The organism is Stenotrophomonas sp. GSD10, assembly GCF_056172695.1.
In genome coordinates this window covers 4,095,808-4,117,177 of the sequence record NZ_JAOCMC010000002.1, presented here as the reverse complement: position 1 = coordinate 4,117,177, position 21,370 = coordinate 4,095,808, and the positions used below count along the sequence as shown (strand labels likewise).

The 21,370-nt window shown below is 67.9% G+C and carries 19 protein-coding genes and 2 pseudogenes; 12 read left to right on the top strand and 9 right to left on the bottom strand.

Annotation, left to right across the window (positions count from 1 at the left end):
• Nucleotides 1–4 precede the first annotated feature (4 nt).
• From N4G47_RS19205 to N4G47_RS19185, 5 genes and pseudogenes are all read left to right on the top strand, one after another.
• Entirely contained in the window at nucleotides 5–1,426 is a 1,422-nt protein-coding gene (locus N4G47_RS19205; RefSeq protein ID WP_475289627.1) for an FAD/NAD(P)-binding protein, read from the top strand.
• Between the two features lie 9 nt (nucleotides 1,427–1,435).
• Nucleotides 1,436–3,627 (top strand): annotated as a pseudogene (gene uvrD / locus N4G47_RS19200) (DNA helicase II).
• A 79-nt stretch (nucleotides 3,628–3,706) separates the two neighbouring features.
• Nucleotides 3,707–4,033 (top strand): low molecular weight protein tyrosine phosphatase family protein, encoded by a 327-nt coding sequence (locus N4G47_RS19195; protein ID WP_475289625.1) that lies wholly within the window; start codon nucleotides 3,707–3,709, stop codon nucleotides 4,031–4,033.
• Nucleotides 4,034–4,137: 104 nt separating this feature from the next.
• Nucleotides 4,138–4,692, top strand: a complete 555-nt coding sequence (locus tag N4G47_RS19190; RefSeq protein WP_475289623.1) for a hypothetical protein — start codon at nucleotides 4,138–4,140, stop codon at nucleotides 4,690–4,692.
• Between the two features lie 219 nt (nucleotides 4,693–4,911).
• Complete coding sequence (locus N4G47_RS19185; protein ID WP_475289621.1) at nucleotides 4,912–5,358, top strand: universal stress protein; 447 nt, start codon at nucleotides 4,912–4,914, stop codon at nucleotides 5,356–5,358.
• A 150-nt stretch (nucleotides 5,359–5,508) separates the two neighbouring features.
• On the opposite strand, the pseudogene N4G47_RS19180 reads toward N4G47_RS19185, so the two are convergent.
• Nucleotides 5,509–5,792: pseudogene (locus N4G47_RS19180) on the bottom strand (DUF2782 domain-containing protein).
• A 99-nt stretch (nucleotides 5,793–5,891) separates the two neighbouring features.
• Here N4G47_RS19180 and polA point away from each other — a divergent pair.
• Both polA and N4G47_RS19170 read left to right on the top strand, forming a co-directional pair.
• Nucleotides 5,892–8,666 (top strand): DNA polymerase I, encoded by a 2,775-nt coding sequence (gene polA, locus N4G47_RS19175; protein WP_475289618.1) that lies wholly within the window; start codon nucleotides 5,892–5,894, stop codon nucleotides 8,664–8,666.
• Nucleotides 8,667–9,036: 370 nt separating this feature from the next.
• On the top strand, nucleotides 9,037–9,516 hold the full coding sequence (locus N4G47_RS19170; RefSeq protein ID WP_475289615.1) for a DUF421 domain-containing protein: 480 nt from the start codon (nucleotides 9,037–9,039) through the stop codon (nucleotides 9,514–9,516).
• 109 nt (nucleotides 9,517–9,625) lie between these two features.
• Here N4G47_RS19170 and N4G47_RS19165 read toward each other — a convergent pair whose 3' ends face one another.
• The 5 genes from N4G47_RS19165 to N4G47_RS19145 form a co-directional block, all read right to left on the bottom strand.
• A complete protein-coding gene (locus N4G47_RS19165) occupies nucleotides 9,626–11,146 on the bottom strand; it encodes a hypothetical protein (protein WP_475289613.1) in 1,521 nt (506 codons plus the stop codon).
• 94 nt (nucleotides 11,147–11,240) lie between these two features.
• Nucleotides 11,241–12,137, bottom strand: a complete 897-nt coding sequence (hemF, locus tag N4G47_RS19160) for an oxygen-dependent coproporphyrinogen oxidase (protein WP_475289611.1) — start codon at nucleotides 12,135–12,137, stop codon at nucleotides 11,241–11,243.
• Between the two features lie 40 nt (nucleotides 12,138–12,177).
• A complete protein-coding gene (locus N4G47_RS19155; RefSeq protein WP_475289609.1) occupies nucleotides 12,178–12,732 on the bottom strand; it encodes a hypothetical protein in 555 nt (184 codons plus the stop codon).
• Nucleotides 12,710–13,822 (bottom strand): hypothetical protein, encoded by a 1,113-nt coding sequence (locus tag N4G47_RS19150; protein WP_475289607.1) that lies wholly within the window; start codon nucleotides 13,820–13,822, stop codon nucleotides 12,710–12,712. Before N4G47_RS19150 ends, N4G47_RS19155 begins: the two co-directional genes overlap by 23 nt.
• A 94-nt stretch (nucleotides 13,823–13,916) precedes the next feature.
• Nucleotides 13,917–14,096, bottom strand: coding sequence for a hypothetical protein (locus N4G47_RS19145; RefSeq protein ID WP_475289605.1), 180 nt, complete (start codon nucleotides 14,094–14,096; stop codon nucleotides 13,917–13,919).
• Nucleotides 14,097–14,142: 46 nt separating this feature from the next.
• Here N4G47_RS19145 and N4G47_RS19140 point away from each other — a divergent pair, with 46 nt between their 5' ends.
• On the top strand, nucleotides 14,143–14,784 hold the full coding sequence (locus tag N4G47_RS19140; RefSeq protein WP_475289603.1) for a hypothetical protein: 642 nt from the start codon (nucleotides 14,143–14,145) through the stop codon (nucleotides 14,782–14,784).
• A gap of 158 nt (nucleotides 14,785–14,942) precedes the next feature.
• Here N4G47_RS19140 and N4G47_RS19135 read toward each other — a convergent pair whose 3' ends face one another.
• The 3 genes from N4G47_RS19135 to N4G47_RS19125 form a co-directional block, all read right to left on the bottom strand.
• Nucleotides 14,943–15,440: a hypothetical protein gene (locus N4G47_RS19135; RefSeq protein ID WP_475289601.1), complete on the bottom strand. Its 498-nt coding sequence runs from the start codon at nucleotides 15,438–15,440 to the stop codon at nucleotides 14,943–14,945.
• 93 nt (nucleotides 15,441–15,533) lie between these two features.
• A complete protein-coding gene (locus tag N4G47_RS19130) occupies nucleotides 15,534–15,923 on the bottom strand; it encodes an NUDIX hydrolase (protein WP_475289599.1) in 390 nt (129 codons plus the stop codon).
• Nucleotides 15,924–15,962: 39 nt separating this feature from the next.
• The gene (locus tag N4G47_RS19125) at nucleotides 15,963–18,332 is read right to left on the bottom strand and encodes a S9 family peptidase (RefSeq protein ID WP_475289597.1); all 2,370 of its coding nucleotides are present in this window, start codon (nucleotides 18,330–18,332) and stop codon (nucleotides 15,963–15,965) included.
• A gap of 165 nt (nucleotides 18,333–18,497) precedes the next feature.
• Here N4G47_RS19125 and N4G47_RS19120 point away from each other — a divergent pair, with 165 nt between their 5' ends.
• The 4 genes from N4G47_RS19120 to N4G47_RS19105 all read left to right on the top strand — a co-directional run bounded on the left by N4G47_RS19120 (nucleotide 18,498) and on the right by N4G47_RS19105 (nucleotide 21,369).
• Nucleotides 18,498–18,827 (top strand): hypothetical protein, encoded by a 330-nt coding sequence (locus N4G47_RS19120; protein ID WP_010482336.1) that lies wholly within the window; start codon nucleotides 18,498–18,500, stop codon nucleotides 18,825–18,827.
• Between the two features lie 36 nt (nucleotides 18,828–18,863).
• Nucleotides 18,864–19,508: an RNA polymerase sigma factor gene (locus N4G47_RS19115; RefSeq protein ID WP_475289594.1), complete on the top strand. Its 645-nt coding sequence runs from the start codon at nucleotides 18,864–18,866 to the stop codon at nucleotides 19,506–19,508.
• Nucleotides 19,505–19,720, top strand: coding sequence for a hypothetical protein (locus tag N4G47_RS19110; RefSeq protein ID WP_475289592.1), 216 nt, complete (start codon nucleotides 19,505–19,507; stop codon nucleotides 19,718–19,720). The genes N4G47_RS19115 and N4G47_RS19110 overlap by 4 nt, the downstream gene beginning before the upstream one ends.
• A 251-nt stretch (nucleotides 19,721–19,971) precedes the next feature.
• Complete coding sequence (locus N4G47_RS19105) at nucleotides 19,972–21,369, top strand: cytochrome ubiquinol oxidase subunit I (protein ID WP_475289590.1); 1,398 nt, start codon at nucleotides 19,972–19,974, stop codon at nucleotides 21,367–21,369.
• The last annotated feature ends 1 nt before the right edge of the window (nucleotide 21,370 follow it).

Sequence of the window (21,370 nt, the reverse complement as noted above, 5' to 3'; positions counted from 1 at the left end):
GCCGATGGCCTACAATCGGCGCATGACTGATTCACCGCGTAATGGCGAACTGGACCTGGCAATCATCGGTGGTGGTGCGGCCGGGGTGCTGGTGGCGATCCAGGTACTGCGCCAGGCCCGGGCGCCGCTGGCGCTGGCCATTTTCGAACCGGCCTCGCAGCTGGCCCAGGGCATCGCCTATGCCACGCCGTGGCCGGAGCACCTGCTGAACGTGCCGGCGGCGAAGATGAGCGCGTTTGCCGACCAGCCCGGCGATTTCCTCGATTACCTGATAGCCGCCAACGCCTACCCGGGCGAGGCGCGCGAGGTGCTGGGCGAGCGCTATGTGTGCCGCCACTTCTTTGCCGCCTATCTGCAGCAGCGCCTGCAGGAGGCCGTGGCGGCCAGCCCGGCGCAGCTGCAGGTGATCGCGCAGCCGGTGCTGGGCCTGCAACCGGATGACCACGGCTACCAGCTGACGCTCGGCGATGGCGGCACGCTGCACGCCGCGCAGGCGGTGCTGGCCACCGGCAACAGCATGCGCCCGCTGCCGGTGCCCGGCGCCGACGCGCTGCCCGCCGATGACGTGATCGAGGCCTGGGACTACGACGGTGTGCGTACCCTGGCCGGCGAACAGGCCGTGGCCATTGTCGGCTCCGGCCTGAGCATGGCCGACACGGTGCTGGCGCTGGTCGCCGCCGGTCACACCGGCCCGCTGCATGTGATCTCGCGCCATGGCCTGCTGCCGCTGCCACACGCGCACGGCGGCCTGCCCAGCTTCGATCCGGCGGTGCTGCTGCCGATGAACCTGCGCCGGCGCCTGCACGCGCTGCGCGGCTTCGCGCGCCAGGCGCAGGCCGATGGCCTGCCGTGGCAGGGCGTGATGGACCGTATCCGCCCGCACGGGCAGGCGCTGTGGTGCAGCCTCGACGCCGCCGACCAGCGCCGTTTCCTGCGCCATGTGGTGCGCTACTGGGACGTGCATCGCCACCGCATCGCCGAAGAAGTGGATGTTCAGCTGCAGGCGCTGATCGACAGCGGCCAGCTGCGCGTCCACCGCGCCCGTCTGCAACGCGTCTGGCGCGAGGGCGATGCCGTGCAGCTGTCCGGCCGCGATGCCTCGGGCAATGAACAGCAATGGACGATTGGCGGCGTGATCAACGCCACCGGCGTCGAAACCCGCGCCAGCGCGCTGCGCAATCCGTTGCTGCAGCAGCTGCAGGCCGATGGACTTGCCCGCCCCGGCCCGCATGGGCTGGGCCTGGACAGCACGGTGCCGGGCGACCGCCTGCGCGCTGCCGGTGGCCAGCCGCAGGCGCGGCTGGGCGTACTCGGCAGCCTGCGCATCGGCAGCCTGTGGGAAAGCCTGGCCGTGCCTGAACTGCGTCAGCAGGCGCAGGCGCTGGCAACGCAGACGGTCGCAGGAGCCGCGACGGCGATGCCGTAAAATGGGGGCATGGATGTCTCCCACCTGCTTGATGGCCTGAACCCGGCCCAGCGCGAAGCCGTCTCCGCTCCCCCGGCCACCACCTGGTGCTGGCCGGTGCCGGTTCCGGCAAGACCCGCGTACTCACCCACCGTATCGCCTGGCTGCATGAAGTCGAAGGCGTGCCGACCCACGGCATTTTCGCGGTGACCTTCACCAACAAGGCGGCCGGCGAGATGCGCCACCGCATCGACGCCCAGCTGCCCAATGGCAGCCGCGGCATGTGGATCGGCACCTTCCACGGCCTGGCCAACCGCCTGCTGCGCCTGCACTGGCAGGACGCCAAGCTGCCCGAAGGCTTCCAGGTGATGGATTCGGATGACCAGCTGCGGCTGGTCAAGCGCGTGGTGCAGGCGCTGGAGCTGGACGACGGCAAGTACCCGGCCAAGCAGATCGCGTGGTGGATCAACGCGCAGAAGGACGAAGGCCGCCGCCCGCAGCACATCCAGCCCGAACCGCACGATGCGTGGCTGGAAACCATGCGCCAGGCCTACATCGAATACCAGGCGCGCTGCGACCGCGCCGGCCTGGTCGACTTCGCCGAGCTGCTGCTGCGCGCGCATGAACTGCTGCGTGACAACCCGGCGCTGCTGTCGCACTACCGCGCCCGCTTCCGCGAAATCCTGGTGGACGAATTCCAGGACACCAACGCCATCCAGTACGCCTTCGTGCGCGTGCTGGCCGGGCATGAAGGCCACGTGTTCGTGGTCGGCGACGATGACCAGGCCATCTACGGCTGGCGCGGCGCCAAGGTCGAGAACGTGCAGGGCTTCCTGCGCGACTTCCCCGGTGCGCAGACCATCCGCCTGGAACAGAACTACCGCTCCACCGCCAACATCCTCGGCGCCGCCAACGCGGTGATCGCGCACAATCCCGACCGCATCGGCAAGCAGCTGTGGACCGACAGCGGCGACGGCGAGCCGATCGACCTGTACGCCGCGTACAACGAGATGGACGAGGCGCGCTACATCGTCGAGCGTGCTCGCCAGTGGGTGCGTGATGGTGGCAGCTACACCGAAGTGGCCGTGCTCTACCGCAGCAACGCGCAGTCGCGCGCGCTGGAAGAAGCCCTGCTGAGCGAACAGGTGCCATACCGTGTGTACGGCGGCATGCGCTTCTTCGAGCGTGCCGAAATCAAGGACGCGCTGGCCTACCTGCGCCTGCTGTCCAACCGCAACGATGACGCGGCGTTCGAGCGCGCGGTCAACACGCCCACCCGTGGCATCGGTGACCGCACACTGGACGAAGTGCGCCGCGAAGCGCGCGCGCAGGGCATCTCGCTGTGGGAAGCGACCATGCTGGTGACCCAGGGCAGCGCACTGGCCGCACGTGCGCGCAATGCGCTGGCCGGCTTCCTGGTGCTGGTCAACGAGCTGCAGGCGCAGACCCTGCACATGACCCTGGCCGAGCGCGTGGACCACGTGCTGGCCCGCTCGCAGCTGCGCGAGCACTGGAGCAAGGAAAGCCGCAACGCGCTGGATTCGGAATCGCGCACCGACAACCTCGACGAACTGGTCTCGGTCGCCTCGCGCTTCGTGCGCCGTGCCGATGACATCGAGGAAGTGGGCGAGGACATGGACGAGCTGGTCGCGTTCCTGGCCTATGCCGCGCTGGAGGCCGGTGAAGGCCAGGCGCAGGCCGGCGAGGAAGGTGTGCAGCTGATGACCCTGCACTCGGCCAAGGGCCTGGAATTCCCGCTGGTGTTCCTGGCCGGCCTGGAAGAAGGCCTGTTCCCCAGCGCGCGTTCGCTGGAGGAAAGCGGGCGACTGGAGGAAGAGCGCCGGCTGGCCTACGTGGGCATCACCCGCGCGCGCCAGAAGCTGGTGTTGAGCTATGCCGAGTCGCGTCGCATCCACGGCCAGGACAACTACAGCCTGCCGTCGCGCTTCCTGCGCGAGATCCCGCGCGAGCTGCTGCACGAAGTGCGCCCGAAGGTGCAGGTCTCGCGGACGGCCTCGATGGGCGCCAGCCGGGTGATGGGCCATGCCTCGATCGAGGCACCGCCGGTCAAGCTCGGTGCGCTGGTCACCCATCCCAAGTTCGGCGAAGGCATGGTGACCGACTACGAAGGCAGCGGTGCGCACGCCCGCGTGCAGGTCGAGTTCGCCGACGCCGGCAGCAAGTGGCTGGTGATGGCCTACGCCAACCTGACGGTGATCTGATCACCGTCGGGGGACCTCACCGTCGGGGTCGGATCCCTTTTCCGTTGGAAAAGGGATCCGACCCCGATACGCTGCAGCCATGACCCGCAACGTGCTCTTCCTCTGCAGCCAGAACCGCCTGCGCAGCCCCACGGCCGAGCAGGTCTTCGCCGATTGGCCGGGCATCGAGACCGCCTCGGCCGGGCTGCTGGCCGACGCCGAGGAAGTGCTCAGCCCCGAGCTGCTGCAGTGGGCCGATATCGTGTTCGTGATGGAGCGCGCCCACCGCAACCGGTTGTCCAGCCGCTACAAGGCATGGCTGAATGGCAAGCGGGTGATCTGCCTGGATATCCCCGACGACTACGACTACATGGACCCGGTGCTGGTGGAGCTGCTGAAGCGCAAAGTGGCGCCGTTCCTGCGCTGACGGGCTGTTGTAGAGCCGAGCCCATGCTCGGCTGCTTCTGGCGGAAAAAGCAGTCGAGCAAGCTCGACTCTACAATAGCGGCCACATCCTCAAGGAACGCCCCGATGACCGAACCGACCCTGCACGTCACCGTGATGTTGAACGCCAAGCTGCAGCCCGCGCATCGTCATGAATTGTTCGAGGATCCGCTCGACGCATTGATGCAGGCTGCCGAGATCGGCGAGATCGTCGGCGGTGGCACCGCGACCTCCGACGAGGGCGAGGTGCTGTACGGCGATATCGAGGTGGCGCTGGTGGATGCGGCCGGCGTGCCCAAGCTGATCGACCTGCTGGAACAGCTGGGTGCGCCGAAGGGCTCACAGCTGCAAGGCGCGGGCGAGGCCAATCGCCACTTCGGCGTGACCGAGGGTCTGGGCATCTACCTCGATGGCCTGAACCTGCCGGACGAGGTCTACGAACAATGCGACTCCAACCATGTGTTCGAGCAGCTGTCCGAGCGCATCGAAGGCCTGGGTGAGATCTGCAGCTGGTGGCAGGGCCCGAGCGAGACCGCGCTGTACATGTATGGCCAGTCGTTCGAGGCGATGCGTGAGGCGATCGCCGGGTTCGTGGCCAGCTACCCGCTGTGCCAGAACGCACGCGTGGTGCAGATCGCCTGAGGAAAGCAGCGGTAGAGTCGAGCTTGCTCGACTGCCTTTTGCGAGCAGAAGCAGTCGAGCAAGCTCGACTCTACGGTCATGGCCGACCCGCCCGCCGCCTGGCGGGCGATGCTCGCGTGCCGCTGCGCGGCGCCGGATTGATCCTGCTCAAGGCGCGGCCTGCACATCGGGTGTGCAATGGTGGCGTTTCCATTTGGCTGATCGCGACGGAGCCCCACCATGTACAAGCGCATCCTGATTGCCACCGACGGCTCCGAGCTGGCCGACAAGGGCCTGGCCAAGGGCCTGGAGCTGGCCAAGGACCTCAATGCCGAGGTCGATATCGTGACCGTCTCCGAGCCGTGGGCCGTCGGCATGTACGACGCCATGGGCTGGAGCGTGGGGTACATGAACAGCCCCGAGTACAAGGCCGACCGCGAGGAAGGCGCGCAGAAGGTGCTGCAGCCGGCGCTGGCCAAGGCCGCCGAGCAGGGCATTACCGCCAACCCGGTGCATGTGCTGGACCGCTATGCGGCCGACGGCATCATCGAGACCGCGGGCGAGCGCAGCAGCGACCTGATCGTGATGACCTCGCACGGCCGCCGTGGCGTGACCCGCGTGCTGCTGGGCAGCCAGACCGCCGAAGTGCTGGCACGCAGCACCCTGCCGGTGCTGGTGATCCGCTGATCCACACCCGATGATTCAAGCGTTCCCGGGGAGGGACCCGACGCCGGTGCGCAGGATGCGCGCCGGCGTTGTTTTTTGTGGGGGCCGTGCCGATTGCCATGATGGGGGTCAGAGCCCTTTCCTTTGGAAAGGGATCCGGCCCCGGCCACCTCACCAGCTGTACAGCTTCCAGTACACCGGCGACACGCCGTCCTTGTCGTTGTCGAAGCGGCCGTCGCCGTTCTTGTCGTACATGTAGAACGGTGCGCCACGCGCCGGGGTCACCTTGACCATGCGCAGCTGGCCGGACACCCGGTATTCCTCGATGGTGTCACCGTTGTCCATGGTGCGCTTGGAAACATCGGCACCCTTCACGTCCACCGGGGAGCCCCGGCGCCACCCATGCTGGCGCAGCCGGCCAGCAGGAGCAGGGAGGCCAGCATCAGAGTCTTCATGGGTGGGGTTCCCTTGCCTGGAATGAGCTTGGATTATGCCCCATCGCCACGTCGGCGCCGTGTCGCCGCGGTGCAGGCGGGGGCGCGTAGAATCGCCGCATGAGCAGATTAGTCCTGATCGACGGGTCCAGTTACCTGTACCGCGCGTTCCACGCGCTGCCGCCCCTGTCCAATGCACAGGGTGAACCCACCGGCGCGCTGTTCGGCGTGGTCAACATGCTGCGTTCCACGCTGAAGGAGCGCCCGGCCTATGTGGCGTTTGTGGTGGATGCGCCGGGCAAGACCTTCCGCGACGACCTGTACGAGCAGTACAAGGCCAACCGCCCGCCGATGCCCGACGAGCTGCGCAGCCAGGTCGAGCCGATGTGCCGCATCGTCGAGGCGCTGGGCATCAGCATCCTGCGCGTGCCCGGCGTGGAAGCCGACGATGTGATCGGCACGCTGGCGCTGCAGGGCGTGGCGCAGGACCTGAAGGTGACCATTTCCACCGGCGACAAGGACTTCGCGCAGCTGGTCCGCCCGGGCATCGAGCTGGTCAACACCATGACCGGCAGCCGCATGGATTCGGACGCGGCGGTGATGGACAAGTTCGGCGTGCGCGCCGACCAGATCATCGACCTGCTGGCGCTGATGGGCGACACCGTCGACAACGTGCCGGGCGTGGAGAAGTGCGGGCCGAAGACCGCGGCCAAGTGGCTGGCCGAGTATCAGCACCTGGACGGGGTGATGGCGGCCGCGCCGACCATGAAGGGCAAGATCGGCGAAAACCTGCGCGCTGCGCTGGAGCGCCTGCCGCTGAACCGCGAGCTGGTGACCATCCGTACCGATGTGGAGCTGGAGGCCAGCCCGACCACGCTGGCGCTGCGCGAGCAGGACGTGCCGGTGTTGACCGAGCTGTACGCACGCTACGGCTTCACCCAGGCACTGAAGGAACTGGGTGCGCCGCTGCCGGCACCGGCAGTGGCCAGCGAAGCCACCCCGAGCCTGCGTGGCACCGCCGCCGGCTTCGCCCGTGGCAGCGCCGAGGCCCCGGCGGCCGGTACGCTGGATCCGGCGCTGGCCGCACCGGGTGAGTACGAGACCGTGCTCACCGCCGAGCAGCTGCAGGCCTGGGTCGAGCGCCTGCAGCAGGCCGAGCTGATCAGCTTCGACACCGAGACCGACGCACTGGATGCGATGCGCGCGCGCCTGGTCGGCGTCAGCCTGGCGGTCGAGCCGGGCAAGGCCGCCTACATTCCGGTCGGCCACGATTACCCCGGCGCGCCGGCGCAGCTGCCGATGCAGCAGGTGCTGGACGCGCTGCGCCCGGTGCTGCAGGACCCGGCGAAGAAGAAGCTGGGCCAGCACGGCAAGTACGACCTGCACGTGCTGCGCCGCCATGGCGTGGACGTGCAGGGCTACCACGACGACACGATGCTGGAGAGCTTCGTGCTCAACTCCACCGCCACCCGCCACGACATGGATTCGCTGGCCCTGCGCTACCTGGGCTACAGCACCATCAAGTTCGAGGATGTGGCCGGCAAGGGCGCCAAGCAGATTCCGTTCTCGCAGGTGGGCATCGACGAAGCCAGCCGCTATGCGGCCGAAGACGCCGACATCACCCTGCGCCTGCACCGCGCGCTGCAGCCGCAGCTGCTGGCCGAGCCGGCGCTGGACAGCGTGTACCGCGACATCGAGATGCCGCTGGTTCCAGTGCTGACCACGATTGAAGCCAACGGCGTGCGGATCGACACCGACGAGCTGCGCCGGCAGAGCCAGGACCTGTCCTCGCGGATGCTGGCCGCGCAGCAGAAGGCCACCGAGCTGGCCGGGCGCAGCTTCAACCTGGATTCGCCCAAGCAGCTGCAGGCCGTGCTGTTCGACGAGCTGAAGCTGCCGGCGGTGGTGAAGACCCCGAAGGGCCAGCCCAGCACCAATGAAGAGGCGCTGGAGGCGATCGCCGACCAGCACGAACTGCCGCGCGTGATCCTCGATTACCGCGGGCTGGCCAAGCTGCGCAGCACCTACACCGACAAGCTGCCGGAGATGGTCAACCCGGACACCGGCCGGGTGCATACCAGCTACCACCAGTCCGGTGCCGCCACCGGCCGCCTGTCCTCCTCGGACCCGAACCTGCAGAACATCCCGATCCGCACCGAAGATGGCCGCCGCATCCGCCGCGCGTTCATCGCACCGGAGGGCTTCCAGCTGCTGGCCGCCGACTATTCGCAGATCGAGCTGCGGATCATGGCCCACCTGTCCGAAGACCCGGGCCTGGTACGTGCTTTCGAGCAGGGCGCCGACGTGCACCGTGCCACTGCCGCCGAGGTGTTCGGGCGCACGCTGGAGGAGGTGACCCCGAACGAGCGCCGCGCCGCCAAGGCGATCAACTTCGGCCTGATGTACGGTATGAGCGCCTTCGGCCTGGCGCGCAACCTGGGCATCGACCGTGGCCAGGCGCAGGACTATGTGGCGCTGTACTTCAGCCGCTACCCGGGCGTGCGCGACTTCATGGAGCGGATGCGCCAGCAGGCCCGCGATCAGGGCTACGTGGAAACCCTGTTCGGCCGCCGCCTCTACCTGAACGACATTCATGCCCGCAACCAGGGCCTGCGCGCCGGTGCCGAGCGTGCCGCGATCAATGCGCCGATGCAGGGCACCGCCGCCGACATCATCAAGCGGGCGATGGTGGACGTGGACCAGTGGCTGCGTGACAGCGGCGCACCGGCGCGGATGATCCTGCAGGTGCACGACGAACTGGTGTTCGAAACCGAAAGTAGTTTCGTCGAAGACTTGCGTTTGCAGGTGGTGGAACGCATGTCGCAAGCGGCCCAACTGCGGGTGCCGCTGGTGGTCGATACCGGGATCGGCAACAACTGGGATGAAGCGCACTGAGGGCATTTCGGGCCGAAAACGTCGTGAATTTGTTCATAAGTCAGAGGTTTCTGACTCGACCATGAATGTCGCCCTGATTGATGTTCATTAAATTGGGCCCCTTCACGAACCGTTAGTGTTCGGAGTGCTTCTATAACTCCCGACAGGCGCAACGCCTGTTGTGGATCTCTCCCATCCCCTGGAGCAGATCTCGGAACGGGGACTCCTCCCCAAGTGCCCGTTCCCCGGCCCCGTTGACCTCCCCCTGGTCAGCGGGGCTTTTTATTTGTGCCGCCGGAACCGCAGATGGGGTCAGATCCCTTTGCCCGGCGGGCAAAGGGATCTGACCCCAGGTGCTAGGCTGGGCCACTGTCCAGCAGGGGAACCCGCAATGCCCGATCTGTTCGCACTGGCGATGCCCTGGTGGGAATTCATCCTGCGCGCGGTGGTGGTGTATGTCGTGGTGCTGGGCATGGTCCGGCTCAGCGGCAAGCGGCCGCTGGGGCAGATCACCCCGTTCGACGTGCTGCTGGTGGTGCTGCTGGGCAATGCGGTGCAGAACGCGCTGCTGGGCACCGACACCTCGCTGGGCGGCGGCCTGCTGCTGGCGGCGACGCTGATCCTGCTCAACTATGGGGTGGGCTGGGTGAGCACCCGCAGCCGTCGTATCGAGCGCCTGGTCGAGGGCGAACCGGTGGTGATCGCGCGCGATGGGCACCTGTTCGACGCCGTTCTGCGCCGTGAGCAGGTCACCCGTGCGGATTTCGAGGCCGCCATGCGCCAGCAGGGCTGCCTGGGCGTGGAGGATGTGGAGCTGGCCCTGCTGGAGATCAACGGGCACATCACCATCATTCCCCGGAAGAGCACCTGACCTTGTAGAGCCGAGCCCATGCTCGGCTGCACTGTTCATCAGCCGAGCATGGGCTCGGCTCTACAGGTGCTTCAGCCGAGCATGGGCTCGGCGCTACAGGTGCCTGGCGTCAGGGCGTGGCTGCGGCCTTCAGCGCCGGCCAGTTGCGCGTCGCGTCCACGTCGCAGGCCACATGGGTGCCCTTGCCGTCTTTGGCGCACAGTGCCGCCATGGCCTGCGGAATCTTCGGGTCCGCTGTCTTCGCGTACACCTCTGCCATGGCCAGGCAGCCTTCGCGAACACCGGCGCTGCACAGCTTTTCGAAATAGGGCAACGACGCGGCCCACTTTTCGGCCTTGTACCGTGCTTCGCCGGCAACCTTGCAGCCCAGCAGCTTGCCGTCGCTGCAGCAGGCCTCGGCACCGTTCCGGCTCCCGACGGTCGGGCAGTCCAGCGGCATGGGGATTTCCACGAAGGCCAGCGGCGGTTGGCAGCTGCCATCAGCGGCGGCCGGCTTGCGCACGAAGTAGGCATAGCGGTGGTCGCGGTCGATTCCGGCCAGGTTGCCGTTGGCCAACGGCTGCAGTACGAAATCGCTGCCGACGTCACGCCGGATGTGGATCTGCCCGTCCTGCAGGCGCGCGCGCAGGCGGGTATCCAGCCCGGGCACCTCGACCAGCCCAGTGTCGACAAAGCGCAACTCCGACAGCAGGCCGCTTGTGGCCTCATAGCTGCCGCACGGCAATGCGCTGGCAGGCACCGCCGCCAGCGATGCCGCGCCCAGCCCGGACAGCGGCGCCAGGGCCTTGGCCGGAGTGCAGGCATACGCTTCGGCGCGCTGCGCACAGGAGCGCTGCAATGCGTCCAGCGACGGCTGCAGGCGTCCGCCGGTCCACAGGGCATCGGCCACCTTGTCGCAGAACGTCTCGCCCTGCTGCTGCCGGCACAGGGCGGTCAGCTCATCCAGCTGCGCGGCCGTCAGCGGCGCCCTGCGCGACTTGTCCAGCCCCATGATCGAGCGCCCGATCAACTCGCCGGCCATGACCTTGACCATGGCCATGCAGCTGTCCGCCTCGTAGGCCGGTGATTCTTCGCGGCAGATGTCGGGCATTACCGGTTCGGTGCCGGTCAGCTGCGGGCGCTCGCGGTCGGCCTCCATCTGGTAGTGGTCATACAGGGTGTTGCAGGCGACCTCGATGCCCTCGCTGCACCACGCGTGCAGCTGCGCCGGCTCGGCGCGGGGCAGGGCTTCCAGACAATCGCTGGTGTTGGCCATGCAGCTGCCTTCCACCATGTCCGGCACCGGCTTGCAGGCTGCGGCGCGTTCCAGGCGGAAATCGTGGTAACCGCCCGTGATGGTGCGGTCGTCGTCGCTGAACTCGCGGTTCTCCAGCGCGCCAGTGGAGAGATTTCCCATCGCCAGGATGTTGTCCTGGCGCGCCAACCGCAGCTGCTCGGTGGCCTGGTAGGGGCCGGCAATGAAGCCGTGCGCTTCGCTCTCGATGGTCAGCGTGGCATGGCCATCGTCCTGCGTGTAGGTGCCGCAGGCCATCGACTGCGCGGCGGCCGGCAGGCTGGTCGAGGCCAGCGCGAGCAACAGCAGGGCGCGCCAGCCCGCAACGCGGGGGCGAAGGGATACTGCAGGGAACATCGGTTCGTCCTTGAAGGAAGTGGAACGGGAGCCGTACGGCGCGCAGCGCAGCGCAGGCGGGAGGGCACCACGCGTCAGGCGTGGCGCCGGAAGCTCAGAGCCAGTCGCGCGGCACCAGGTAATCGGCCAGGCGTGCCTCGGCGCTGCCGGCTTCGGGACTGAAGCCGTATTCCCAGCGCACCCGCGGCGGCAGGCTCATCAGGATGCTCTCGCTGCGGCCGCCACTCTGCAGGCCGAACAGCGTGCCGCGGTCGTAGACCAGGTTGAATTCCACGTAGCGGCCACGGCGGTACAGCTGGAACTCGCGCTCGCGTTCGCCATGGGGTGTGTCCTTGCGCTGCTGCACGATCGGCAGGTAGGCATCGAGGAAGCCATCACCGACTGCACGCAGATAATCGAAATCGCGCTCGAAATCGCCGTGCAGGTCATCGAAGAACAGCCCGCCGACACCGCGCGTTTCGTTGCGATGGCGCAGGAAGAAGTACTCGTCGCACCAGCGCTTGTGCGCGGTGTAGCGTTCGTCGCCGAACGGCGCGCACAGGTCGCGTGCGACGCGGTGCCAGTGCTGCACGTCCTCGTCGAACGGGTAGAACGGGGTCAGGTCGAAGCCGCCACCGAACCAGCTGGCCACCACTTCGCCGTCGCGCTGCGCCTGGAAGAAGCGCACGTTGGCGTGGGTGGTGGGCACGTAGGGGTTGAGCGGGTGGAACACCAGCGACACGCCGGTGGCGCGCCAGGAGGCGCCGGCCAGTTCCGGGCGGTTGGCCGAGGCCGACGGCGGCAGGCGGCTGCCGGCCACGTCGGAGAAGCCGATGCCGGCCTGCTCGAACACCGCGCCGTCGCGCAGCACGCGGGTGCGCCCGCCACCGCCCTCGGCACGCTGCCACAGGTCTTCCTGGAAGCGGGCCTGGCCGTCGGCGGCCTCGATCGCCGCACAGATGCGGTCCTGCAGGTCGGTGAGGTAGGCGCGCACGCGCTCGAAGTCGTTCATGGCGCGTACTTTACCGCAGGGCCCGGCCAGGCAAGCTCCCTTACTGCTTGTGGTTGGGGGTGCGTGGGGCCGGTCTGGTCCGATCTTCGTGCACGGACTGTTCCTGGACCGCGCGGTCCAGAGCCTGGCCGAACTCCAGCAACCCCCAGTTGCGCGTCGCCAGCACGTCGCAGGCTACATGGCGGCCACTGCCATCGGCCTCGCAGATGGCCTCAAGCATGGGGCGGACGTCTACCCTGCTGCTGCTCTCCATCACGCTGACCAGGTTCTCACAGCCCTCGCGGATACCGGCCTGGCAGACCTTCTGGTAATGCTGGCTGGCCTCGATCCACCTCCCGTTCAGTGCGGCGCGGCTGCCCAGCACATTGCAGCCCTGCATCCTGCCGGCCGTGCAGCAGACTTCGGCTTCGCCGTCGATCGGTGCGCGCGGGCAATCCTGCGGGAACGGAGTTTCGTCGAACACCAGTGGCGCGCTGCACTGTGCATTGCCCGGCTGCCGCTGGAACCGCTGGAAACGCGTCGAATCGTCCAGCCCCAGCAAGTCGCCGTTGGCCAACGGTTGCAGTACGTAGTCAGCCCCACGCTCGTGGCGCATGCGGATCTGGCCGTCCTGTACGCGCGCGTACTCGCGAGCCGAAGCCAACCTCCACCATGCCACCGTCGCCGAACGTCAGTTCGTCCATCAGCCCGCCGGAGGCTGCATAGTGGCCACAGGGCACGGCGGTGGCGGGGTGCTGCACCAGCGCTTCCCCCAGTTGCAGCAACGCGGACGCCTGACGGCATGATCGCTCGTCGCCGCCGTCGCAGGCCACCTGCAAGGCCGCCCGGCCTTGCTGAAAATTGCCGGCGGTCCACTGCAGCTTGGCGACATCCTCGCAGAAGCTACTTTCGCCCACCTTCGTGCAGAGCCCCTGCAGGCGTTGCAGCCGAGTATCCGACAGTGTGGGCTTGACTGCAGGCGAGAACACTTCAACCATGCTGGCCGCCACCGAGGCCGTACGAATGGCAGTGGCGACTGCCTCGACGAGCTCCGGCCGCTCTTCCAGAATGGCCATGCAGGCATCGGCGTCGGCCGCAGCGTCATCGTCGCGACACTGTCGTGGAAAATCCATCTCGGCCATGGCCTTTTCCATGGTGGCCTGTATCACCGCGATCTGTGCTTCGGTCGGCGTATCGCGGTCGGGGGCCTGGTCAGCCTCGCGATAGCGCTCGGGCAGGCGCTGACAGAGTCGCGGAACGCCTTCGGCGCAGGCTGATTCCAGTGCCGACAGGCTCAGCTCATGATGGTTGTCGAGGCACTGCTGCGCGTCCGCCAGGCAGCTGCCTGGCGCATGCTTGACCGCGGGCAGGCACGCCGCCGATTGGATGAGACGGTAGCGCGTGCTGCCCTTCTGCAGGACGCGACCGCCACGCTGGACGTCCAGTTCAGATGCAAAGCCGAAGGTGAGATCGACCAGGCTGAGCCTGCCCTCGATCCCCTGCACAACGAAGGGCCGATCAGAGATGTGCTTGTTTTTCTCAACCCCACGGTCGGGGCCGTCCACGCGCAGCTGGGTGCCGCCGCCGTCGGCCTCAAATACGCCGCAGCGTGGCAGACCGGATGCGGCCGCCCGCTGGGCGCAGAACAGCAGGGACAGCAACACGATGCAGCGCGGAAGCAGGGTGCGCGGGGCGAATGCAGACATTTCGAGGCCAGGGCAGAAAGACGCGGGCCACGATAGCCAGCCCGTTTCGATCTGCAATCAAATCCGCCGGAACGCAGGACCTGCCGTCGCGGCTTCAGCGCCGGGCAGGTCGTTCGCGACAAAACTGCGGGGCACCCGGCGGGCGTCGGTAACGCTGGTATCCGGTAAACGCGTCCAGCCCCAGCAGATCGCCATTGGCCAGCAGGCCCAGCACGTAGTCGGCGCCATTGTCGTGGTGTATGTGAAGGGTGCCGTCCAGCAGCAGCGCGCGCACGTCCTGCGTATCGACCCTGACCTGCCCGGCATCGTCGAATGTGAGTGTGTCCAGGCTCCCCGTCGGCCTGGTAGGGGCCGCAGGGCAGCTGCCGGGCCGGCACCAGGCGCAGATCGGCGCCGAGATCGCGCAGCGGTGCGACACGTTCGCAGGCACTGATGCGGCCCGCATCGCAGACCACCTGCAGGGCCTGCACCGCCAGCGCGGGTTCCCGTGCGATCAACTGCTGTTCGGCCACCCCGGTGCAGAAGCGACCACCGCGTTGTTGCAGGCAGAGCTGCTGCAGCGTGGCGCGCTGCACGGCCGGCAAGGGCGCGTCCTGCTGCCCGTCCCCGGTGGTGGACGCAGCGAGAAAGTGGCGCAGCAGCGCCGAGCAGCCGGCGCCGACGCCTTCCTCGCACGCGCGTTGGGCCTGTTCCGGAGGCGCCTCAGCGAGCCGCGCAATGCACAGCGCAGGGTGCGCCAGGCAGCCGTCGGCGCGGGGCGCAGGGGCGCGTTGGCAGGCCTGGGCCCGATGCAGCGTGTAGTCGGCCACACCGTCGCCGATATGCGTCCCGTCAGCAGCCACGCGGATGGCGGTGGATACGCCGTCGTCGAGAAACACCAGGCGCAGATCGCCGGCGCTGCGGTCGATGCGCAGCGGCGCGCGTTCCTGGCCGTGCAGCGCCTGATAACCGGTGGTGGATGATTCGAACACCAGGGCCACGCCGCCATCGGTGCTGCGGTACTCGCCGCAGCGCAGTGCATCGGTGGCGGCAGTGGCAGGCAGCGCGGCCAACAACAGCAGTGCGGGCAGCAGGGTCAGCAGGCGCATGCGACGGTCCTTGTCGTGCAGAAGTGGGGCGTCTAGTGGAACCGCGCGCGGATGTCCGGGCGCAGCAGGCGCCAGGCCACGCCGCCCTGCAACAGCGCCAGCGCCAACGATGCGGCGTACATCGTGGCGATGAACAGCCTTCGCTGGATCTGCAGGGAGCGCAGCGCCTCGGGCGAATCGCCGAGCAGGCGGATCAGCGGTGCGGCCACGCCGTCCAACCAGCCGGTCACGACGAAGTTGGCCAGGGCGGTGAGCAGCAGCAGGGCGATGAAGCTCCACAGGCCCCACGGCTTCAGGCGCAGCAGGCCCCAGCTGGCGGCGGTGGAGAGGGCACAGGCCAGGGCGGTCAGCAGCAAAGCCGCCACCGGGTGGCTCAGCAACCACAACACGGTGCGATCCATGCCGATGTGCCAGGCGTCCAGCGCCAGTGATTGCCAGATTTCGCTGTGGACCAGCGGCCAGGCCAGCAGCGTGACCAGCAGCAGGGCGACGGTGCAGGCGGCGGACACCCAGAGGCAGGACAGGGCCACCGGGCGTACCCAGTCGTTGACAGGGGCTGCCGCGCGGAGGGAGACGGGTGGCGGGACTGACATCCGGTGTCCTTGCAGTCGATGCCCGCGCGATCAGCGGGCCGTCACCCGGGTGGCGACGGCCGGCAGGATATGGTGTTCGCTCAAGGGTGCCAAGGGCAGGCCATGCGGCGGCTGCAGCGGCACCCAGGCCAGTTCGGCGATCTCGGCGCGCGCCTGTGGCGTGCCGTCCACCCGCACCCACCACGCCTGCGCCTGCACGCGGTGGCCGGGCTCATTCACTGCCCAGTCTTCGAACACACCGAGCGCGATGGCAGCATCGGTGCGCAACGTTATGCCCAGCTCCTCGTCCAGTTCGCGGGCCAGCGCCTGCAGTGGCGCTTCGCCGGGTTCAGGCTTTCCGCCCGGCTGGATGAAGCGGGTGGCGCCGTGCTTGCGCACCACCAGCGCCCGGCCGCGGTCATCCAGGATGACCGCAGCCACGATGTGGATCGTGGCGCGGCGCGGCTCATGCCAGTCTGCTCACTTCAGGTTCTGCTCGAACAGCTTGAGGATGCGCTTGTACTGGTCCAGCCAGGAATCGGCACGCACGTAGCCGTGGCGTTCCAGCGGGTACGGTGCGATCGACCAGTTGTCCTTGTGCAGTTCGATCAGGCGCTGGGTCAGGTTCACCGAATCCTGGAAGAACACGTTGTCATCCATCATGCCGTGGGCGATCAGCAGGTTGTCCTGCAGGTTCTGCGCGTACTCGATCGGCGAGGACACGCGGTACGCCTCCGGGTCGATGTCCGGGGTGTTGAGGATGTTGCTGGTGTAGCCGTGGTTGTAGTTGTGCCAGTCCACCACCGGGCGCAGCGCGGCGCCGGCCTTGAAGGTGCCCGGGGCACGGAACAGCGCCATGAAGGTCATGAAGCCGCCGTAGGAACCGCCGTAGATGCCGGCGTGGTCGCGGTCACCCTGCTGGGTGTCGACCAGCCAGTCCAGGCCGTCCTTGTAGTCTTCCAGTTCCGGGTGGCCCATGTTGCGGTAGATCGCCGTGCGCCAGTCGCGGCCGTAGCCCTCGCTGCCGCGGTAATCCATGTCCAGCACGATGTAGCCCTTCTGCACCAGCAGGTTGTGGAACATCTGCTCGCGGAAGTAGGCCGGATAGCGCTGGTGCACGTTCTGCAGGTAGCCGGCGCCGTGCACGAACATCACGATCGGGTACTTCTTGCCCGGCTCCTTGGTTTCCGGCTCGTAGTACTTGGCCCAGACCACGCCGGCGCCGTGCTTGGACGGCACCGCCACCAGCTTCGGCTGGATCCACTGGCGCGCCTTGTAGTCGGCGGTGCGGGTATCGGTCAGCACGCGGGCCTGGCCACCGGCGCTGGGCAGCACCGCCAGCTGCGGCGGCAGGTAGGCGCCGGAGTAGCGCACCAGCAGCTGCTGGCCGTCCGGCGACAGCGAGAAGTCTTCCACGCCGTTGAGGCTGGTCAGCTCGCGCACCTGGCGGTTGCCGGTGTCGACCGAGCAGACTTCGTAGTCATGCGGGGCCTGCTGGTTGCACAGGAAGTAGAAGCCCTTGCCATCGGCCGACGGCACCGGTGCCGAGGTTTCCCACTTGCCGCTGGTCAGCGCCTGCGGCTTGGCGGTGCCGGCCTGGGTGTACAGGTGCGAGAAGCCCGATTCCTCGGACAGCAGCCACAGCGTGCGGCCATCGGCCATCCAGCCGAAATCGTTGAAGCCCCAGTTGATCCAGGCGTTGTCGGTGAGGCGATGGCGGTTCTGCACGCGGCCGTCGGCAGCGTTGACGCTGATGATCCAGCGGTCCTTGTTGTCGTTGGCGCGCAGCATCACCGCGGCCTGCTGGCCGTCGGCGCTCCAGCGGATGCCGCCGCCCATGAAGTCGCTCATCACCTGCACGCTGCGCTCGCCCTTCAGCGCATCCTTGCCGGCCTTGCGGCGCAGCTCGGCCAGCGGGTCGGTGCTGATGCCCGGCAGGCCCGACAGCGAGACCTTCTCGGCCTTGCCGGTGCGCACGTCCACGTACCACAGGGTGTGCGGTTCGAAGCCGTTGCGGCCGACCCGGGTGCGGGTGTCCTCGGTTTCCTCGTAGCCCGATTCGGTGACGTACAGCGGCATCTTGCTGGTGCGGCCGTCGTCGAAGTCCTTCGGCTTGGTCACCACGATCAGGTGGGTCAGGTCCGGCGACAGCACGCTGTCACCGATCTCCACGTCGGCGCCCAGGTACACCGGGCCCGGCGCGCGGGTCGGGTCGGCCTGGCGCCAGCGCTGGTCCTGGTCCTTCAGCGCTTCGCGCTGGTCACGGTCGCGGCGCAGGGTTTCCAGCGTGCGCAGCTGCTGGTCGCGCAGCACGTCGGCCTTCGGCGCCGTGCGCGGGTCCTTCTCGGCCTTCAGGCTGGCCACCTGCTGCACGCCGCTGGCGGCGGTCCAGTGGAACCAGTTCTGGCCGACGCGCCAGATCACGCCGTTGTCGGCGGCGAAGTTCACGTTGCCCGCACGCTCGTTGCTGCGGGTCAGCTGGGTCAGTGCGCCGCTGCGCAGGTCGCGCACGAACACATCGCCATTGCGCACGAAGGCGCTGCGGCTGCGGCTGCGGTCGTAGACCGGCTCGGCCACGTCCAGGGTGCCGCGCTGGTCATCGGCCACCTGCGCGGCCACGCCACCGGCCAGCGGCTGGCGGAAGGTGTCGCGCACCGGGCTGCCGTTGCGCTTGAGCTGGTATTCCACCTGCTGGCTGTTCCACGACCACCAGGCCTTTTCGACCGGCGGACCGATCCAGTCCGGGTCGGCCATGGCCTGTTCGATGGTGATCGGCGTCGGCGCGGCATGCGCGGCCGGTGCGGCCAGTACGGCCGACAGCAGGAGGGACAGGGGCAGCACTCGGGACATGGGCGGACGCACCAGATGAGGAAACCGGGCAAGGGTAGCAGCCGCCTGCGCCGGGGAGGGGGCCACAGGTCATGGCAGCGGAATCGGCAAAATGCTGCAACCGGTCGCCGTGGCCGCGCATCCATTCTCCTGAACCCGCATCATCCACCGAACAGGAGCCCGACCATGCAGGAACTGATCCCGATCACCCTCTTCATCTGCATCGCCTATGCGATCCATGCCATCGCCGATGCCCGTGCCCGCAGCAAGCTGGTGGCACCACACGTGCCGGAGGAAGTGATCCGCTCGCTGGCGGTGCTGGAAGAGGAACGCCGCCGCCAGGGCGCGCTGCGCTGGGGCATCAGCCTGGTCAGCCTGGCCGTGGCGATGGGCCTGCTGGAGGCGATCGGCGCACGCGAGCTGACCTTCGGCGCCGCTGCGGCGATGGTCGGCAGTGCCGGCCTCGGCCAGCTGCTGGCCTGGCACTTCACCCGCCCCGCCGCACGCAAGGGCTGAGGCTGGCATGCCACGGGCACAGGGGGCGCCCCGCGCATGAGCCTGCTGGGCGGAGCACTGGCGGCATTACGGGGGCGTCACCGCGACGTCCCCGTCGAACCGGCACCGGCCGCGGACGACGACCGCGCCCTGGTCAGCGCGATCATCGATGGCTCGCAAGCGGCCTTCGCGCAGCTGGTGCAGGCCCATCAACGCACCTGCGCGCATGTGATCGGGCGCATGGTCGGTGACCGCGACCAGGTGGCCGACCTGCTGCAGGAGACCTTCCTGGCGGTGTTCCGCCAGCTGCACCGGTTCCGCTTTGAATCCTCGTTGCGCACCTGGGTCTCGCGGGTGGCCTACACCACGGCGCTGCAGTACCTGCGGCGGCGGCGGCTGGAAGCGCAATGGATGGTGGCGGTGGAGGTGCCCGAGGAACTGGGCGCCGGTGATGAAGGCCCTGGGCCGGCGGAGCTGAGCGAGGCGTTGCAGGCCGGGCGCCAGCTGGGCGCGGCACTGGAACGGCTGAGCCCGCCACAGCGCCTGATCGTCGGGCTTCATTATCTGGAAGATTTCGATCTGGCCGAGATCGAACAGGTGACCGGGCTGGCACGCGGTACCATCAAGAGCCACCTGTTCCGCGCACGCCAGGTCCTGAAACAGGAACTGACGCGGCACGCCACCGCCGGAGAACTGCTGTGAACCCACCGACCGACCCCCGCGATGCGGAAGCGCGCGCGCTGGCACAGGCGTTGCGTGAGCAGGCGCAGCAGGAAGAAACGCCGGATGTGAGTGAGGCGTTGCACAAGCGCATTACCGCTGAGTCGCGCGACAGCGGCGTGGGCTATGTGGTGGTGCAGGTGCTGTTGTTTGGCGCACTGCTGGCTGCAGCGGCCTGGTATTTCTGGCGGTGAAGCCCCCGCCGGCGGAAGCCGGTTGCAGTTGCTTCTGGTAGAGGCCGACCTTGGTCGGCGCCTTGCGGTGTGCCAACCAAGGTTGGCACCTACCAGAGTGGGTAGGTTGGCACCCACCAGAGCGGTGCGCCGGCGGCCCCGGTCCGCCCCTGCGACAAAGTGAAGCAGCGCGTCACCGGGTCGCATCCCACGTTAACCAATTCCTCCTAAAGTGGTCCGGTATCCCACCGGTCGCAGGCAGGAGGCGTCCCTTGGACGCGTTGTTGTTGTCCCGGATCCAGTTCGGATTCGTCATCAGTTTCCACGTGCTGTTCCCCGCCTTCACCATCGGCACCGCCAGCTGGCTGGCCTTCATCGAGTGGCGCTGGCTGCGCACGAAGTTGCCCGTGTGGCGCGAACTGTATTTCTTCTGGCAGAAGATCTTCGCGGTGTCGTTCGGCATGGGCGTGGTCAGCGGCATCGTCATGGCCTTCCAGTTCGGCACCAACTGGCCGCGTCTGAGCGAAGTGGCCGGCACCGTGATCGGCCCGCTGCTGACCTACGAAGTGCTGACCGCGTTCTTCCTGGAAGCCAGCTTCCTGGGCGTGATGATGTTCGGTTGGGGCCGGGTCTCGCCGCGCCTGCATTTCCTGTCCACCTGCATGGTGGCGCTGGGCACGCTGTTCTCCACGTTCTGGATCCTGTCGTCCAACAGCTGGCTGCATACGCCGGCCGGCTACGAGATGGTCAACGGCATCGTGCATCCGGTGGACTGGTGGCAGGTGGTGTTCAACCCCTCGTTCCCCTACCGCTTGGCGCACATGGCGCTGGGGTCGTTCATCACCACCTGTTTCGTGATCGGTGGCGTGGGCGCGTGGTACCTGCGCAAGGGCACGCACGTGGAAGCGGGCCGGCGCATGCTGATCGCCGCCGTGGCATTCGCGGCGCTGACCGTGCCGGTGCAGATCTTCGTCGGCGACATGCACGGCCTCAACACGCTCAAGCACCAGCCGATGAAGATCGCGGCGATGGAAGCGCACTGGCACGAAACCCGGGAAGGCGAGGGCGTGCCGCTGGTGGTGTTCGCGCTGCCCAACGAAAAGGAAGAGCGCAACGATTTCGAAGTAGCCATCCCGAAGCTGGGCAGCGTGATCCTCACCCACTCGCTGGACGGCACCTTCGATCCGCTGACCTCGGTACCGGCCAGCGAGCGGCCGCCGGTGACGCCGGTGTTCTTCGCCTTCCGCATCATGGTCGGGCTGGGCACGCTGATGCTGCTGCTGGCCTGGGTCTCGGCCTTCCAGCTGTGGCGCAACAAACTGCTGGATTCACCGTGGCTGCTGCGTGGCTGGAACTGGATGCTGCCCAGCGGCTTCATTGCACTGCTGTCGGGCTGGTTCGTCACCGAGATGGGGCGCCAGCCGTGGGTGGTGTACGGCGTGCTGCGCACCGCCGATGCGGTCGGCCCGCAGAGTGCGTGGATGACTGCGCTGTCGCTGGGTGTCTACGTGGTCGGTTACGCGTTCGTGTTCGGCTGGGGCATCTGGTACCTGGTGAAGATCCTGCGCCATGGGCCGCAGCCCTACGTCGAAGGGCCGTCGCTGGATCATGGCAGCCACACCCCGGCGCGCCCGCTGTCGGCGGCCGATGAGCCGCTGGAGGAGCGCTGAC